Source organism: Campylobacterota bacterium, assembly GCA_020633995.1.
GTDB lineage: Bacteria > Babelota > Babeliae > Babelales > RVW-14 > JACKCO01.
In genome coordinates, this window is record JACKCO010000004.1 from 484,423 (window position 1) to 502,491 (window position 18,069).

Annotated in this window: 4 protein-coding genes; all 4 read left to right on the top strand. The window is 43.9% G+C overall.

Features of this window, described 5'->3' with window-relative positions; translation table 11 throughout:
* The first annotated feature begins 10 nt into the window (after positions 1-10).
* The 4 genes from H6679_05155 (at position 11) to H6679_05170 (ending at position 18,032) form a co-directional block, all read left to right on the top strand.
* Positions 11-415 (top strand): hypothetical protein, encoded by a 405-nt coding sequence (locus H6679_05155; GenBank protein MCB9493633.1) that lies wholly within the window; start codon positions 11-13, stop codon positions 413-415.
* 238 nt (positions 416-653) lie between these two features.
* The gene (locus H6679_05160) at positions 654-4,253 is read left to right on the top strand and encodes a hypothetical protein (GenBank protein MCB9493634.1); all 3,600 of its coding nucleotides are present in this window, start codon (positions 654-656) and stop codon (positions 4,251-4,253) included.
* Between the two features lie 264 nt (positions 4,254-4,517).
* Positions 4,518-8,531 (top strand): hypothetical protein, encoded by a 4,014-nt coding sequence (locus H6679_05165; protein MCB9493635.1) that lies wholly within the window; start codon positions 4,518-4,520, stop codon positions 8,529-8,531.
* Positions 8,532-8,555: 24 nt separating this feature from the next.
* Complete coding sequence (locus H6679_05170; GenBank protein MCB9493636.1) at positions 8,556-18,032, top strand: hypothetical protein; 9,477 nt, start codon at positions 8,556-8,558, stop codon at positions 18,030-18,032.
* Positions 18,033-18,069 lie beyond the last annotated feature (37 nt).

An 18,069-nucleotide genomic window follows, 5' to 3' on the forward strand; every position in this document is an offset into this window, starting at 1 on the left:
ACACTTCAAATTGATACCCCATAACAAGCAGCTTACCGATGCAACTGCCGAGCGCGATAAAAATGCCACAGACCTGGCTAACACACAAAAACAACTTGATGACACTAACAAACAGCTTACCGATCTACAAACCCAGCTCACTACCACCGAAGGGGAACGTGACAAAGCACTTGCAGACCTTGACACTGCGCAAAAAGAGCTTAACAACGCAAATACTCAAATTGATACCCTTAACAAGCAGCTTACCGATGCAACTGCTGAGCGCGATAAAAATGCCACTGACCTGGCTAACACACAAAAACAACTTGATGACACTAATAAACAGCTTACCGACCTACAAACCAATACCACTATGAAATCGACCTTGGACACTGCGCAAAAGAAGCTTGTTGATGCAACGATAAAATGCCGCTGACCTGGCTAACACACAAAAACAACTTGATGAAGATGACCTACAAACCCAGCTCACCACCACCGAAGGGGAACGTGACAAAGCACTTGCAGACCTTGACACTGCGCAAAAAGAGCTTAACAACGCAAATACTCAAATTGATACCCTTAACAAGCAGCTTACCGATGCACAAAGTGAAATAAAACGACTCAATGATGAAATCACACTCATTGTTGACAACCAAGATGCAACAGCTGGAGAATTGAGCAAAGTTGAAAAAGAACTCACACAAGTGCAACAGCAAGTGACCAACCTTGAACAACAGCTTACAGAAAAACAAGCAGAACTTGATAAAGCTAATGCTGATCTAGCCGACATGCAAAAACAGCGTGATGATGTAGTTGCACAGCGAGATAAACTATCTAACGATCTAGCTGCACTACAACAACAATTCGATGGCTCAAATAAACAACTTGCCGACCTGCAAGCCCAGCTCACCAGCACCGAAGATGAACGAGACAAAGCACTTACCGACCTTGATACTGCTCAAAAAGATCTTAACAACGCTAATACACAGGTTGACGACTTGACTAAACAACTTGCCAACCTACAAACAGAGCGAGATAAACTTAACGATGATCTTATAACTACACAGCAACAGCTTGACAATGCCAACAAGCAAATTGATGACCAAAACAAACAATTAACTGACGCTGATAACACAAATAAAAAACTACAGGATGACCTAGCTGTATCACAACAAGATCTTGATAATGCAAATAAACAAGTTACCGACCTTCAAGCACAGCTTGATACGGCCAATGCTGAACGCGATAAACTTAACAATGATCTTACAACCACACAACAGCAACTTGATGATAACAATAAAAACGTTAACGACCTTACCAAACAACTTGCTGATGCTGACAGTACATACAAAAAACTACAAGACGACTTGTCATCATCACAACAAGATCTTGACAACGCAAACAAGCAAATTACTGATCTACAAACACAATTAGATACCGCTAACAATGAACGAGACAAACTCTCAAGTGATCTCAACACAACACAGCAACAGCTTGACAATGCCAACAAGCAAATTGATGATCTCAATAAACAGTTAACTGACGCTCAAAGCGAAATTAAACGTCTTAATGATGAGATAACCCTGATTTCTGACAATCAAGGAGCAACTGCGGAAGAACTAAGCAAGGCAGAAAAAGACCTCAACCAGGCTCAACAACAAATTCAAGACCTTGAAGGACAGCTTACACAAAGACAGTCAGAACTGGATAAAGCCAATGCAGATCTTGCTGATCTACAAAAACAACTTGATGATGCACTTGCACAACGTGACCAGCTCAACAATGATCTATCTGCAACACAACAACAACGTGATGATGCTAACAAGCAAGTTGATGACCTAAGCAAGCAAATAACCGACCTTGCAAACACACAACAAAAATTGCAAGATGACCTGGCCAACACCCAGCAACAACTTGATGATGCTAATAAACAAATTACTGATCTTGAAACTAACCTCTCCAATGCACAAGGGGAACGTGATAATGCACTTAGCTCTCTTGACACGGCACAAAAAGACCTCGATCAAGCAAACGCTCAAATTGACACACTTAATCAACAATTAACCGACAACCAGGCCCAGATCGACAAACTTACAAACGACTTAAATAATGCTTTATCAAATCAAGATGCTACCGCATCTGATCTGACTGCTCTACAGCAACAACTTGCAGACAGCCAAAAACAAACTACTGACCTTGAAACCCAACTTGCCGACACACAAGCCGAACGAGACAAGCTTGTAAATGACGTAGCCACCCTACAACAACAGCTTGACGATACCCAAAAACAAGTAGCCGACCTTGAACAACAACTTACTACTACACAAGGTGAACGTGACAAAGCACTTGCTGACCTTGACTCCGCTCAAACAAACCTCAACAACGCCAACACTCAAATTGATGCTCTCAATCAACAGGTAACCGACAACCAGGCTCAAATTGATACACTTACTGGCGATCTAAATAATGCACTCGCAAATCAAAATGCTACCGCATCTGATCTGACAGCACTACAACAACAACTTGCTGATAGCCAAAAACAAACTACTGACCTTGAAACCCAACTCACTAGCATGCAAGGCGAACGAGACAAAGCGCTTGCTGACCTTGATCAAGCACAAAAAGATCTTGACCAAGCCAATACTCAAATTAATGAGCTCAACAAGCAACTAACTGACAACCAAACCCAAGTTGATAAACTTACCAATGATTTAAACAATACCCTAGCAAATCAAGATGCCACAGCTGCTGACCTAACCAACCTCCAGCAACAACTTGCAGATACTAATGCAACAAACAAAGACCTCCAAAATAGCTTAGCAACAACACAGCAACAGCTCGATGACACTAACAAGCAAGTAACCGCACTTCAGACAGAGCTGACAAACGTCCAAAGTGAACGAGATCAAGCTCTTACAGATCTTGATCAAGCACAAAAAGATCTTGTCAGTGCAAATACTCAAATTAATAATCTCACCAAACAGTTAACCGACAACCAGGCTCAGATAGAAAAGCTCACACAAGATCTGAACAACGCACTCGCCAACCAAGATGCCTCAGCAGTTGACCTAACAAACCTGCAGCAACAACTGGCAGACAGTCAAAAACAAACTCAAGACCTTGAACAACAAATTACTAGCCTACAAACTGAGCGTGATAATCTTGCAGCAGATACAAGTGCACTACAACAGCAACTTGATGATGCCAACACCCAAGTCACTACCCTACAAACACAGTTAACCAGCATACAAACCGAGCGTGACAGCGCCCTAGCAGAACGTGACAATGCTCAAACTGATCTGGCTAGTGCCAATACCCAAGTTGACGAGCTTAACAAGCAGCTAGTCGATAATCAGACACAAATTGATAAACTCACGCAAGATCTAAACAATGCACTTGCAAACCAAGACACATCGGTAGCTGACCTGACCAACCTACAACAACAATTAGCCGGGGCAGAAACCGAACGAAACAAACTTAGCAGTGATTTAGCAGCCCTTCAAGAGCAGTTTGATAATGCTAATGCCCAGGCAACACAGCTACAGACACAGCTGACAAACTCTGAGGCCGAGAGAGACAAAGCACTTGCAGACCTGAAAGTAGCACAAGATAACCTAACAGGGGCACAAGCCCAGATGACAGACCTTCAAACTGAGCTGAATACAGCAATCGCAGAGCGTGATCAAAACGCTCAAGAAGTAGTAACGCTGCAAGAACAGCTGGCCGAACAACAGGCTCAGAACACTCAGCTCCAGGCGCAACTAACCAAAGCTCAAACCACGCAACAAAATACGCAAGCCGAATTGGACAAACTCCTTGCTGAACTTTCGTCACTCCAAAGCGATTATGACAGGATGCAAGCCGAACTTGCAAACCTGCAAAAATCACTCTCTAATAGCGAAAACGCTCATCAGCTAACACAAGAAGAGCTTACCAATGCTCTTGCCGAAATTGACAGGCTTACTGCACGCATCGCCCAACTTGAGCAAGAACTTGCCAACGCCCTACCAACAGAACGTGAACAGCGTTCTGAGCAAACAACGAGTACGCGCATCGAACCTAAGCGCTCAACAGGCCAGACAGTTGGCACTGGCGCGTTAACCACAGACCGTCAACGAGCAACTGAAAAAGGCATACGAGCAGCTACTGGTATCGGTCTATCACAACAAGGTATGTTTTTACGCCAAGACACACAAGAGGTTGGAGCTGGGACTCTCAGAGACGCACAAACCCCACAGCCAACGCAACCGGCAGGCAGAGCACGAAGAAGATGATAAAAAAAATTCATTTAGAAAATATTTGACTTTATACCTTCTGTAGGTGGTAATATAGTATTGTATAGATATATTTTTAATAGAAATATTGTATGAAAATACCTAGCGGAGAAGCATTATGCTCTTGTTCAGGCACTCTCGTAACAAAAAACACTCAATTATGCAGCCATTTCAAGGAATGGCGCAATACAGCATACGAAAGTACCTCCAAGATGGAGATAGTGCAGCCAGCCATCAAGGTTTTGCCGCGGTTAAGGGGGAATAATGACCAAAAAATATCTAAAAAAATCACTGTTACTTTGTTTCTCATTAACTCTTTTTTTAGTCACAGATGTTACACTCGCTCAAACAGCCCCTAATTTACAAACACCCGTTACTGACGCACGAGGTAACAAGTGGGCATTGACCAGTGATCCTCACCCGCAATATCAAACTGAAAAAGAAGTTTATGTCATGCCAGCAGGAAGCTCGCAATGGCAAAAAATTGGGGGTGCTGCAGTTGATATTGCTGCACATCCAACGGAAGATAAGGTGTGGGTTACACAAAGCCAACAGAACAACTATGCTATTTATGCCCGTACTGGCATTTCAAACTCAGCCCCAACAGGTAACGGCTGGCAAGCCCTTCCCTCAGGCCGACTAAAAGATATTGAAATTAATGCGTTAGTCAATTTTGCTGGTACTGGAACTGATAATAATCGCTGGCACTCATTGACTAACAACCCAAGCGATCCTCAATGGGTTGCTGAACCTGATCTAGTTGGACTGCAGCAACAAATTACTGATTTGACAGCTCAGATCACAAACTTGAACAACCAGATACAAACAGCCCTGAGCGATGTCAGTACCTGCCAAGCAGATGAAGGCACTCTACAACAGCAATACGATACCCTTGATGCTGCACTTAAAAAAGCACTAGAAGACCTTGCAACTGCTGTACAAAATGAGCAAACAGCGCTTAGCAGTCTTACACAAAAACAAATAGATGTTTCAAATCTACAAAACGAAGTAGACAACTTACAAATCCAAAAAGATCAATTGCAAAGCCAGTATAACAAACTTCAACAGGATCTGATTAATGAACAAAATCGTGAGCAAAATCTGGTAAGACAGCTTAATGACCAGGATACTTTAATCAATAGCCTTACCGATCAAATAAATCAACTAGGTAAAGAAATTAATGATCTCGACTTTCAGATTCAACAAAGTCAGCCAGCACTTGACGTAGCACTCGCTGCTAAAAAAGCTGCTGAGGATAATCTCATCCAAGTCCAACAAGAACTTACCGACGCTCAAAACCAGGTCTCCAGTCTAACCAATCAACTTAGCGATCTCCAAAACCAGCTCACCAAAGCGCAAGCGGATAAAAAAACAGCCGAAGATGAAATTACACGGTTAACTAATGATCTTAACCAGATCAATCCTCAACTAACCCAAGCTCAACAAGACATGCAAACAGCAAGTAACCAAATTACTCAGTTAACTAATCAACTTACAAGCGCGCAAAAAGCAGCGCAAGATGCTGAAAATAGCTTAACCGACATTCAGAACCAGCTTACGGCCGCCGTCAAACAAGTAAGTGATTTAACCCAACAGTTAGCAGATGCCCAAGCAAATGAAAAGACAACAACCGACGCCCTTGCTCAGAAACAAAAAGATCTTACCGATGCCCAAGGCCAGGTGACTACCCTAACTAAACAACTTTCCGATGCACAAGCCCTGCAAAAAAATGCTGAAGATGAAGTCACTCGTCTAACGGGAGAACTTCAAAATGCACAACAAAGCCTTACTACTGCTCAAAACGACCTAGCAGCAAAACAACAAGAACTTGCCAGTGCACAACAGACAGCAAATAATCTCACCACTCAGGTAAATAAAGCATCAACCGACCTGAGTGCAAGTGATGCTGCACTTGAAAAACTCATGAATGACCTGAACGCAGCACTTGCTGAGGTTACTCGCCTCACAAACGAAAGTAACACCTGCGCCGAACGAGAACTTAATGCACAAAACCAAGTTAACAAACTCACAAGCGACCTAGCACAAGAGCAACAAAACCTACAAAACTTACAAACCCAGCTTAGCCAAGTACAGGGCGAGCTCAAGCAAGAACAGGATCGTGTTGCTGACTTAACCCAACAGCTACAAGATGCACAAGCAATACTACAAACAACACTGAATGACCTTACAAGTACACAACAGCAACTCAATCAAAAACAACAAGAACTTGCAAATAAAGACAAACAATTAACCGACGCACAAAATACACTCAAAACAGCGCAAGATGATGTTGCTAGCCTAACCAACCAAATCAGCAATCTCGACGAGCAGAACAAAACCGCTCAAGGCCAGGTTGACAAACTTACCCAAGACCTTGCAAGCCTGCAACAACAACTCAAAGAAAAACAAGACGAGTTGAGCAAAGCACAGCAAGACTTAACCGCGGCGCAAGGCGAAGTTGGTCGCCTGAGTGGCGAGATAAGTTCGCGCAAGGCTGCAAACCAAGCCGCACAAACGGCCGAAACAACATCGCTTGAAGATGCACTCACGCAAGCACTCGCTGATAGGGCAGCAGCTGAAAAAACGGTTGCACAACTCAACCAAGATCTTACCAACTTACAAAATCAGATCACACAACTTAACAACCAACTTCAACAAGTACAAGGTACCCAACAATCAAGCAGCACCGAACGCAACAACCTAGAAAATCAGTTAACTCAGCTCCAGCAAAATATAGCCAAAGCTCAACAAGATCTTGCCAACGCGCAAAGTGAACGAGGGCAATGTGACCTTGAACACGGACAACTTGTTGCTCAACAGCAACAACTTAATGACGACCTAAAATCAGCGCAGGATGAGGTTGCAAACCTTGAAAAGCAGCTTACTGATATCCAATCAAACCAAGGTCAACTCAGCCAAACAGAACAACAACTGCTGCAAGATGTAACCAATGCTCAAAATGAGGTAATCAAACTCACCAACGATTTGGGACAAACCCAAAATAGCATCCAGCAAATTAATGACGAAAAAGCACTACTTGAAACACAGCTAACTACCGCACAAAACCAAGTACAAAAATTGAGCGATGAACTCAACCAAGTAAATCAAGAGTTACAAAACGTACAAAGCCCCGAAATTGCAAAAATTCAGCAAGACCTGAACACCGCCCTTGCAGACAAACAAAAACTGCAAGATGAAGTCAATCAGTTAACACAAGATGTAGCAAACCTTCAAAAAGAAATTACAGACCTCCAACAACAGCTGCAAAACGCACAATCAACACAACAGGGCAGTAACCAACAGGTAACAGATCTCACCAACGAGCTCACTCAAAAACAAAATGAATTAAACACCCTACAGCAAGACATAACTAACCTGACAACACAAATAACCAACACACAAACAACGCTAACTTCTCTTGAAAATGAGCGAGACAAAGCCGTTCAAGATTTACAACAAGCACAAAACCAGCTTCCAGTGCTTACCCAAGAGCGTGATGATGCACTCACCGAACAGCAGCAAACAGAGAAACAACTTACTGACTTACAGCAAAGTCTGGGCGGTGATCAAAAACAAATCGTTGAACTCAGCAGCCAACTTGCCGACTTACAAAATGAGCTCGCCGATCTACAAACCGAACTTCAAACAGAAAAAGACAAACAACTGCAAAGCGAAACGGAACGTGATAGCGCACGTCAAGAGCTTACTACACTGCAAAATGACGAACAAACTATCATCACAGAGCGTGATAACTTCATACAACAGTTGACGTTTGTACAAGATCAAATTGATCAACTCAATCAAGACATACAGATTTGTGAACAAACAAATACAGATCTTACTGAAGAACTTGCCCTACTCGGTCAAACAACAACCCCAGCACGTACTCGAGAACCAACACAAGTACGCAGCGGTCCACGGACAACGCGTGACACACGTGGCCGTGCCGTTGGCACCGGCGCTGTGGCAACAGAACGTCAACGTACAACAGAAAAAGGCATCCGGGCAAGTACGGGTATTGGGCTTTCAACCGAAGGCATGGTACTACGCAGCGAACAACAAGACCAGCCAGCTGTACAGCAACCTGTAGAACAAGCCGTAACACGACAAGCGCAAGATCCAGCAACAACCACGACAACACGACGCTCAAGAACTCGCACTCAAACAACAACCGCACCAAGAGAAGATGTCGGCGTTGGAACTCCTGTACGGACAGGCGGCAGAACAACGGGAACACGAAGTCAAACACAACCACGTACAACCAGTAGACGGCGTTAAGAAGGAGGTTAAGGGGAAATGATTATGAAAAAATTTAAAAAAATATTACTGTCACTTGCACTACTAGCACTTACGGTTACGGGCGTAACAACACCACTACAAGCCCAAGAAATAAAATATGGCCAAGAAATAGAACTGATTTGGTCATCTCATCCAAGCAGATACATTTGGCGAGGTAACTCTATCAATGAAGTAACTGCTATACAGCCGGGACTAAAAGACCACTTTTGTGTTTTCATTTTGTTACCACCTTCAGGCAAATCTCTAACAGACATCAATCCTGCAACAGGAACAACATACCAAGGAACCCCCATTCCAAACGATGGCTACTTCAGGCTCAAGAGCAAAGCTACGGGAAAAATGGTTGAATACCCATCAGCAGGCACCACGCTTAGACTTGGCTCAAACACAACCAGTGAGTTCAGAGTACATGTCTACAATCCAACTAATGCTCAAGGCTATTGGACCGAAAATGATCCCCAGAATACTTTTCAAATAACCGGTAATTACTTTGTTTACTTCGCTAACGACGTAGCTAGAACAGCAAATGCTCAAACAGCATTTGCACAACAACCGCCCCCATACTTTCAAGCAAAGATTCTCGCTCAAGCATCATCAGCACCAGCACCAGCTCCCGAGCCAGATCCTATCCCAACCAATGCCGTTACCTACGGGGATGAGGTCCGTCTCGAATTTGATATTGCACCAGGCGTCGCATTAAGTGCATCAGATGCTGATGAAGCCTTTGGTAGCCCAAATAAATACACCAATGATCTTTGGATTGTCATGCCACCAGGTGGCGCAGCGCTAACAGCAACCAATCCAGACACTGGCAGTCCATACCAAGGCGGAGTAATTGACTACGCTAAAAAAATACAGTTAAAACACAAAAATACGGGGAAAATACTTGCCCTTGGTGGCAATTTAAAAACTACAACAAACTCGGCTGGCATGGGTCAAGATATTGTCGTACGCTCAGAGAACGCCGGCATATGGCACAACGACGACCGTGTTACCCTCAACATTAATCAGACAATGTTTTCTCCAAGCTATCCAACGTATGTACGCCTACCTGGAAGCACATTCAACAATGAATGGGGTCAGCAATATCACGTTAACTGCGTTGCTGGAGCAGAGATTACTTCTACCATCCCAAATCAATACGTAAAAGTTGTCGCTGCAAATCTTACCAATCCACCTAGCGCACCAGCACCTACACCTACACCAGGCGCAGTTTATGGCAACGTCTGGGGTATTGCTGCAGACAACAAAGTCTACTTCCGTGAGGGCATTAACGATGCAAACCCAACCGGAACATCATGGTCTGAAATTACTGGTCTAGCAGCCAGTGACATTTCGGTTGGCCCTGATGGTGCAGTTTGGGCTCTTGGCAATACGCCAGTTGGGGGTGGATACAAAATTTACTTCCGTGAAGGCATTACAGGAACAAACCCTAAGGGTACAAGCTGGTCTGAAGTTGGAGGCGCTGTAGTTGTCATTGCCACCGGACTTGGTGGGCAAGCATGGGGCGTTAACGATGGTGACAATCTATTTTTCCGTCAAGGAATCACTCAGTCACAACCAAAAGGTACTGCTTGGCAACATGTAAATCCGTATTTTAAATATGTTGATGCTGGATCAGATACATACAACAGCGTCTGGGCAACCGGATCGTATCCTGGTGTTGTTTACCGGCACTGGGGCAACACAATCACACAACCTGGTCCAACCTGGTCACCGGTAGAGAGCTATGAAATTAAACAAATCGCTGTTGGCCCTAATGGTCAACCATGGGGTATAAACGCTAGCAACGAAGTTGTCGCCCGAACAGGTATAACAGGTCAACAAAAAGATGTTAAAGGTACTAGCTGGCAAGCATGTGCTACAGCTGCAAAATTTGTAGGCGTAACTCGAAGCAACCAAGTATGGATGGTCAAAAATGATAACTCCATATGGGTATCTGAAACAGCCGATATGAATAATATGGCATGGCAACAAATTAGCGGTCAACTCATTAAAGTTACCGGCGGTGGTATGCCAGCGGGCTATGTACCATCAGCTACACCACCACCTCAACCAGCACCATTTGACCCAACTAAACACACGCACAATCCACCAGCAGGAACAACATTTAATGATGCATGGCAGCTACCTGAACCAAACAGAGGCCTCATTAAATTTCAAGCAAAAGGGAATGATATTTATGTTGACCTTTCTCAGCTCAAAGCAGCACAAAACAATCAGACTTATAGATCAATTATTGGTGGATGGAGTAATACTCAGTCAGCTATTCAAAGACTTGGTGGCATAGAACAACTAGCAGCTGTAGGTACTGACAGCACCACAAACTTCCATGACTATTGGATGTCCATTGATGGGGGTCTTATAAAAATTGGTAAAGGCACAGAGTACGACCAAAACAAATTTATAGAACTTAATGACCCTAGCACTATCGCTAACATCATCTACGTTGGTTTTGGCGGTTGGGACCTAGCAGTAGAATTTCAAAACATTAGCATCCAACCACTGCCGACAGCTCCAACACCGGCACCAGTCCCGACAAATCCCACTGATAATGTGTGGGCTGTATCTGGGTCTGACGGCAAAGTCTGGTTTAGAGAAGGTGTAACTGCAACAAATCCTGAAGGCACAAGTTGGACTGAAATTACTGGGCTACAGGCTCGATGGATCAACGTAAGTGCTAGCGGTGAAGTGTGGGCTATTGAAAGTGCTGGACCTGCTGCTCCTTACTACCGCACAGGTATTACGACACAAAACCCTAAGGGCGACGGATGGGTAAAATTTGACGGTGGCAATATCATGCAAATCGGTGCTGGCTTAGAAGGACAACTCTGGTGCAAAACCTACCTAGGAGAACTTTTTTACCGCACGGGAATTACTGAACAGAATCCTATCGGTAATGGATGGACAAAAGTCACAGACGGCAATGTAAGTGCCTATCGTTTTGCTGTGGGCGCGAATGGTTCCGTTTGGGCAACCGACTCTAACCAAGTGGCAGGTACAGGCTTTAGACTGGTATACAGAACAGGAATCGATGCAAATAACCCTGGTGGTACCGGTTGGCAGACAGTTACTGACGGCTTTAACGTCGCTGCCGATCTTGCCATTGGCCCCGATGGTCAACTCTGGGCTACAAACAACGTCGCACAGGCATCTTGTCGTTTAGGGATCACTACATCAAATCCATTTGGTACAACATGGAGTAATTACTTTACAAGTTCAGCAGCGTTTATGGCTGTATCTCCAACCAATAACCTTTGGTTTATAAACACAAGCAAACAAATTTTTATCGCCAAAGACCCAACACCAGGAGCTCCTTCATTTACCGGTGTGGGAGGTACGCCATCGCCACTTACCGTCATCAGTGCGGGTGGCTACCCTGGCACCATTGGAACAACACCCGCTCCGGCTCCTGAACCTACCCCACCTGCTCCGACTCCGGAACCTACCCCTGCTGACGCAGTCAAATATGGACAAGAAATTAGACTTGTTTGGTCATTTTTCCCAACAGAAGAAGTTGCCCTAAGCGGCTCTGATGAGGATATAGTTTTTGGTAGCACTGCAAAAACAACGAACGAGTTATGGACAATACTTCCACCAAGCGGATCAAACCTAAATGATACAAACCCTGCAACGGGAAGTCCATATCAAGGCTCTCCAATTACCCAGGGTGATATCATTAGACTTCAACACAAAAACACTGGCAACATTCTCCGTCTTGACCAACCAACTCAAGCACCATCTCTTGTCACTGGCGGCGAAAACATTATGATCGCCTTTTCTGATCAACAAAACGGCCAGACTGTTAATGCAGGCACGGGATCACCATGGCGAGAGCCGTATGATTCAGTCTTTTTCTACACTACATCCGGACACTTTCTACACTTCACTGGAACAAAATTCACTAATCAACTAGGAGAACAGTACACGGTGGGCTGGGTTCACATAAATGATATGACAACATCTCCTGCTTTTAAAATTGCTATGACAACACTGGCAGATCCAACCTCTGCACCAACACCACCAAGTGCCACGGAACCTATGCCGGCACCAACTGGCATGGAAGACAATGTCTGGTGTATAACCTCATCCAATGATATCTTCTTCCGTGAAGGCATTACTACCTCAAATCCTAAAGGTACTGGCTGGTCTCAGATTACTGGACTTAAGGCTGCAGAACTTGCTCTTTCTCCTGAAGGCGCTGTTTGGGCTATTAATCTTAATGACCAAATATTTTTCAGAACCGGGATTACACAAGAAAATCCTAAAGGTACCGGTTGGACCCAAGTATCAGGACTACTAAACAAAATTGCCCTGGGCCCTAACGGCCAACTTTGGGGTAGAAACTCAGCCAATGCGCCCTTTATTAGAACAGGCATTACTCAGGCTGCCCCTATGGGAACAGCGTGGGAAAACATTGTACCAAGTACTGAAGGCCTGGTAGATATCGCGGTTGGTGCAAATGGAACAGTATTTAGTTTGGGACTAGGCAATGTTGACGTTAATGGTAAAGAAATTAAATATCGCACTGGCGTTACCAGCTCAGATTTTAAAGGAACTGCATGGCAAACCATTGCAGGAAGTCTTAATGAAATCGTCGTTGGACCAAGCGGCCAAGCCTGGGGTAAAAACGCTACGGGTACAGTTTTTGGTAGAACCGGGGTCACCAGCACTAACCAAATAGGAACTGGCTGGCAAAACTGCGGAACAAACACCAACAGTGTTGCCGTATCAGTTAATAACCACTTCTGGGCTACTAAAACAGATCAAAGTATCGTATTCTCGTCAACCGCTGATGTTAATAACATGGCGTGGGAACCTGCCGAAGGTCTGGCAACAAAAATTTATGCAGGCGGTAGACCTCCAGTGCCCGTGCCAACTAAATTTGAAGCCAGTTTTAACATCCTTGATGCATGGTATGGTGTTGAGGGTAAAACTAATCCTAATGTTAAAGGGACACTCGATCAGCAACTTACTGCTGATAAGTACCTCAACATACCTGCAGATATGACAACTTATTTTGGCTCTGACCCTCACCCTGGTGAAGGAAAACAACTTGGCTACACACTTGGGTGCACCAATTCGCTCAACCCTACAAATACTGTTAACAGATATACCTTCCACCTCAGGTCCCCTAATGGCATTGCTTCACATCTTGCAGAATTACAAGCAATTGACGTCAATGAAGCGGTTGTTCCAGACGTTGACCCAACAACAAAAATATTACCTGAAGGTTTTCCTGCAATGCTTGTGCCAATGCAAATGCAGATTGTTGGCGCAACGTACCCAACCCCAAGCGATGACGTCTCTGCGCAAGTCAAACAAAACTTAGTAGACAATGGCTTCTTGTACATGCCTGACATTCAGGCAGCCCTTGGGCCAGCTAATGATCCAGCAATGGATCAGCTAAAAATCTTTATACGCATGAAAAACCCTTCAAATCCTACACAAAATATTATTGCCGTAGCAGTATTTGACGCCGATAAACCGATGCTATTTTACCCAATCGACCCAGCAAATACGAGCAGCTTTCTTGAATTACCAGCACCTGGCCTTCAAAATCAAGTCATTGACGCCAACGGCACAAAGTGGGCACTCACAATTGATGATCATCCTCAATTCGCAGGACAAAAAGAATTGTATTACCAACCAACTGGTTCAACTAAATGGACAAAAATTGATGCTGCGGCCAAAGACATTGCAGCGCATCCTGACAAGCTTGGCCTGTGGGTTGTCGGTGTTAACGGGGCCATATTTTCTCGTGATAACCTGAATCAGCAGCCTGATGGAACAGGCTGGAGTCAAGTTCCAGGCAAATCCGCTCTTGAAATTGATGCTCGGGACTATCTTGATCAAACACATTACTCAATAATGGGTGACGATAATGTTGGCTACTTCTCGCTCACCGATAATCCCGCTGATCCACAGTGGATATCAATTGATTATTTCACTATACTGCAAGATCAAATACAGACGCTTATGGACGAAATAACGCAGCTACAAAACGACCTCAAGAATGAACAAGATGCACTCGGCACATGCAACACATCTATCACAACCTTACAAGATCAAATAAAAACACTACAAGACCAACTGACCCAAGCACAGGACGACCTGAAAATTGCACTCGATAATGAGCAAAACGCAAAAGATCAACTCGATGGGATCAATCAAAACATTACCAATTTAACTAATCAAAAAAATCAACTCGAACAAGATATTACCGACCTCAATAATCAAATTGGTCCACTACAAGATCAAATCACCCAACTCAAAAACTTTAATAATCAAAATGAACAAACAGCTAAAGACAACGACAATTATATCAACGGCCTACAGGATCAACTCAAACAATTTACCGATCAACGCGACCAATTGCAAAATCAACTCAACAAGATCACATCTGAATTACCAACAGCACAACAAGAACAAAAAACAGCTGAAGATGCCCTTAAGCAAGCGCAAGATCAACTAAAACAAGCACAAGACGATATTACATCACTGACCACCCAAATCAACACAATACAGCAAGAGCTTAACACCTTACTTACCCAACAACCACAACTTGATCAACAAGTTAACAATTTAACCAACGAGCTTAACCAAAAACAACAAGATCTAACCACACTTCATCAAGATCTAATCAATGCTCGAAACACAGTGGCACAACTTGGCTTTGATCTGGGAACCGCTCAAAAACAAGAAAGTGATGCTAATGAAGAAATTGCGCAGCTTCAACCACAGCTTACTGACGCACAAAATCAAGTTACCACACTTACAAAACAGCTCACCGATGCACAAAATAATCAAAAAAGCGCCGCCGACCAGATTGCAGTGATACAACCACAACTTGATGCCGCACTCAAGCAAGTATCAGACTTACAAGCAGAACTTACGAGTGCTCTGGCAGCTAAAAAAGAAGCTGAAGATGAAGTTACACGTTTAACCAACGAACTAGCAAAAGCACAAGGTGACTTGACAGACATACAAAATCAATTGAACACCATTGACAGTGATATTGCAGATAAAAATACTGAAATTGCAAACCTGCAAGCCCAGCTGCAAAACCTTCAGTCTAGCATCAACACAAACCAACAACACATCACCGAAGCTACAAGTGACTTAAAAGAAGCTAATAACAACATTACACTCCTCAATAATGCCCTCAATACCTGTAATGTTAACGAAAAAGACCTTAATGACCAAATTACCAAGCTCACACAAGATCTAACCAAAGCTCAGCAAGACGCTCAACAAACTCAAAATGATTTGACCAAGGCCCAGCAAGATTTAACCAACGCCAAAAACGATATAACAAGCCTTGAAGATCAGCTTACCAACACACTTTCACAACAAAAACAAAAGGGCGATGAGCTTGGCGATCTTGGACAACAACTCACTGACAAGCAACAAGAGCTTAGTGATAAACAAACTGAACTTAATCAAACAACAAAAGCAAAGCAGGATGCCGATGCTGAAATTATTACGCTGACCGGTGACCTAAACCAAGCAAAACAAAAAAACCGTGACTTAAATGATGAAATCAAGCAACTTACCGATGATATCAGCCAAACACAACAAGATATTGATCAAAACCAAAGCAACCTTGATACAGCGCTCACAGACCTTAACAATGCAAACAACGAAATTGCAAAACTTACTGACGAGTTAAACAAACTGCAAGCTGAACAGCCACTCTCTGATGACCCTGAAATTAATCGCCTACAACAAGACCTATCACAAGCACTTGCCGACAAACAAGCAGCAGAAAATGAAATTAATCGCCTCAACAACGCAATAACAAAGGCGCAAGGTGAAATTTCTCAGCTGCAAAAGGACTTGGCTGACGCACAAAGCGGTGAACAAACTGTCGGAAGTGAAATAGATAAACTGAACCAAGATATTGCAGATGCACAAAGTGAACTAACAAAGCTTCAACAACAACTAACCAACGAACAGGACCAGGTACAGACATGTGAAACCGATGTTGACACTTTAGATACACAAATTAAAGATCTGCAAAACCAACTGCTCAGCGCACAAAATGAAGTAAACTCACTCACTCAGCAAATTAGCAATGCACAGAAAAACCAGCAGCAAATACAAGGTAATCGCGATCAACTCGAAAAAGATTTGACAGACGCGCAAGCCGACATCGACCGACTAACCAATGAGCTTACGGCAGCTAATAATGAACTTACCAAAGTAACCGGTGAACGAGACAAAATCCAAAACGATCTTACCAGCGAACAAAGCGAAGTCACCCGACTTACCAACGAACTAACAGCAGCACAACAAGCACTCGATGCTGCAGTCAATAATCAGGAAACCGAACTACAGACTTCGCTTAATAATGCACTCAACGACAAACAACAGCTTGAAACTGCCCGCGACAAACTCAGCCAAGACATTGCTAGCGCACAACAACAGATTCAAAAACTTAACGGTCAAATAACCACGGCCCAAACAACCGGTGGCGATGTAACGACACAGGTTCAAAACTTAACCAAGCAAATACAGGACATCAATACCGACATTACCAACGCTCAAGAACAAATTAACAACTTGACACAAGAAGTAACCAACCTTGAAAACCTCGTCACACAAACAACAACCGAGCGCGATAATGCACTCAATGAACTTACTCAGCTGCAAACACAACTTAATCAACTCACCAAGGAACGTGATGATGCAAACAATGAACGTCAGCGTCTTGAAAATGAAATTGCAGCATTACAACAAAATCTTGGCGGTGGTTCGACAGAAGCAGCCCAATTACTAGCCGACATAGGCCAACTACAGACACAAATCGAACAATTAAACACCGATATTAAAACTGCAACCGATGCTGAGCTGCTCGCTCAAAACGAGTTAACAAGCATACAAACTGAAATAACTAACACTACTACACGAATTAACGATATTACCGTTGAACGAGACCAACTTGAGCAAGATCTTATCACGCTGCAAACTGAAGCCGATACGCTTACAAATAATCTGCAGGCATGCAACCTAGAAACTCAACAGCTGCAAAGCGACCTTGCTGCGGCAGGCCAAGAACCAGCTGAGCCAGCACGTACTCGTCAGCCAACGCAACAACAGCGCAGTGGACCACGAGCAACACGTGACACACGCGATCGTGCTGTCGGTACCGGAGCTGTAGCAACTGGCCGCCAGCGAACAACAGCAAAAGGCATCAGAGCAACAACGGGAATAGGACTGTCAACTGAAGGCATGGTGCTACGTGGTGAACAACAAGATCAACCAGCAACACAACAGCCTACAGAGCAAGCGGTAACTCGACAAGTCCAGGACCCTACAACAACCACGTCAACACGTCGCTCAAGAACTCGTACTCAAGCAACAACAACCGCCACACCGCGTACAGATCTTAGCGTCGCAGCTCCTACCAGAACAGGAGGCCGAGCAACAGGAACGCGAAGTCAAACGCAGACACGCACCGTCAGTAGACGACGTTAAATAAAGAATATAAATTGGATTCCCGCGTAGCCGGGAA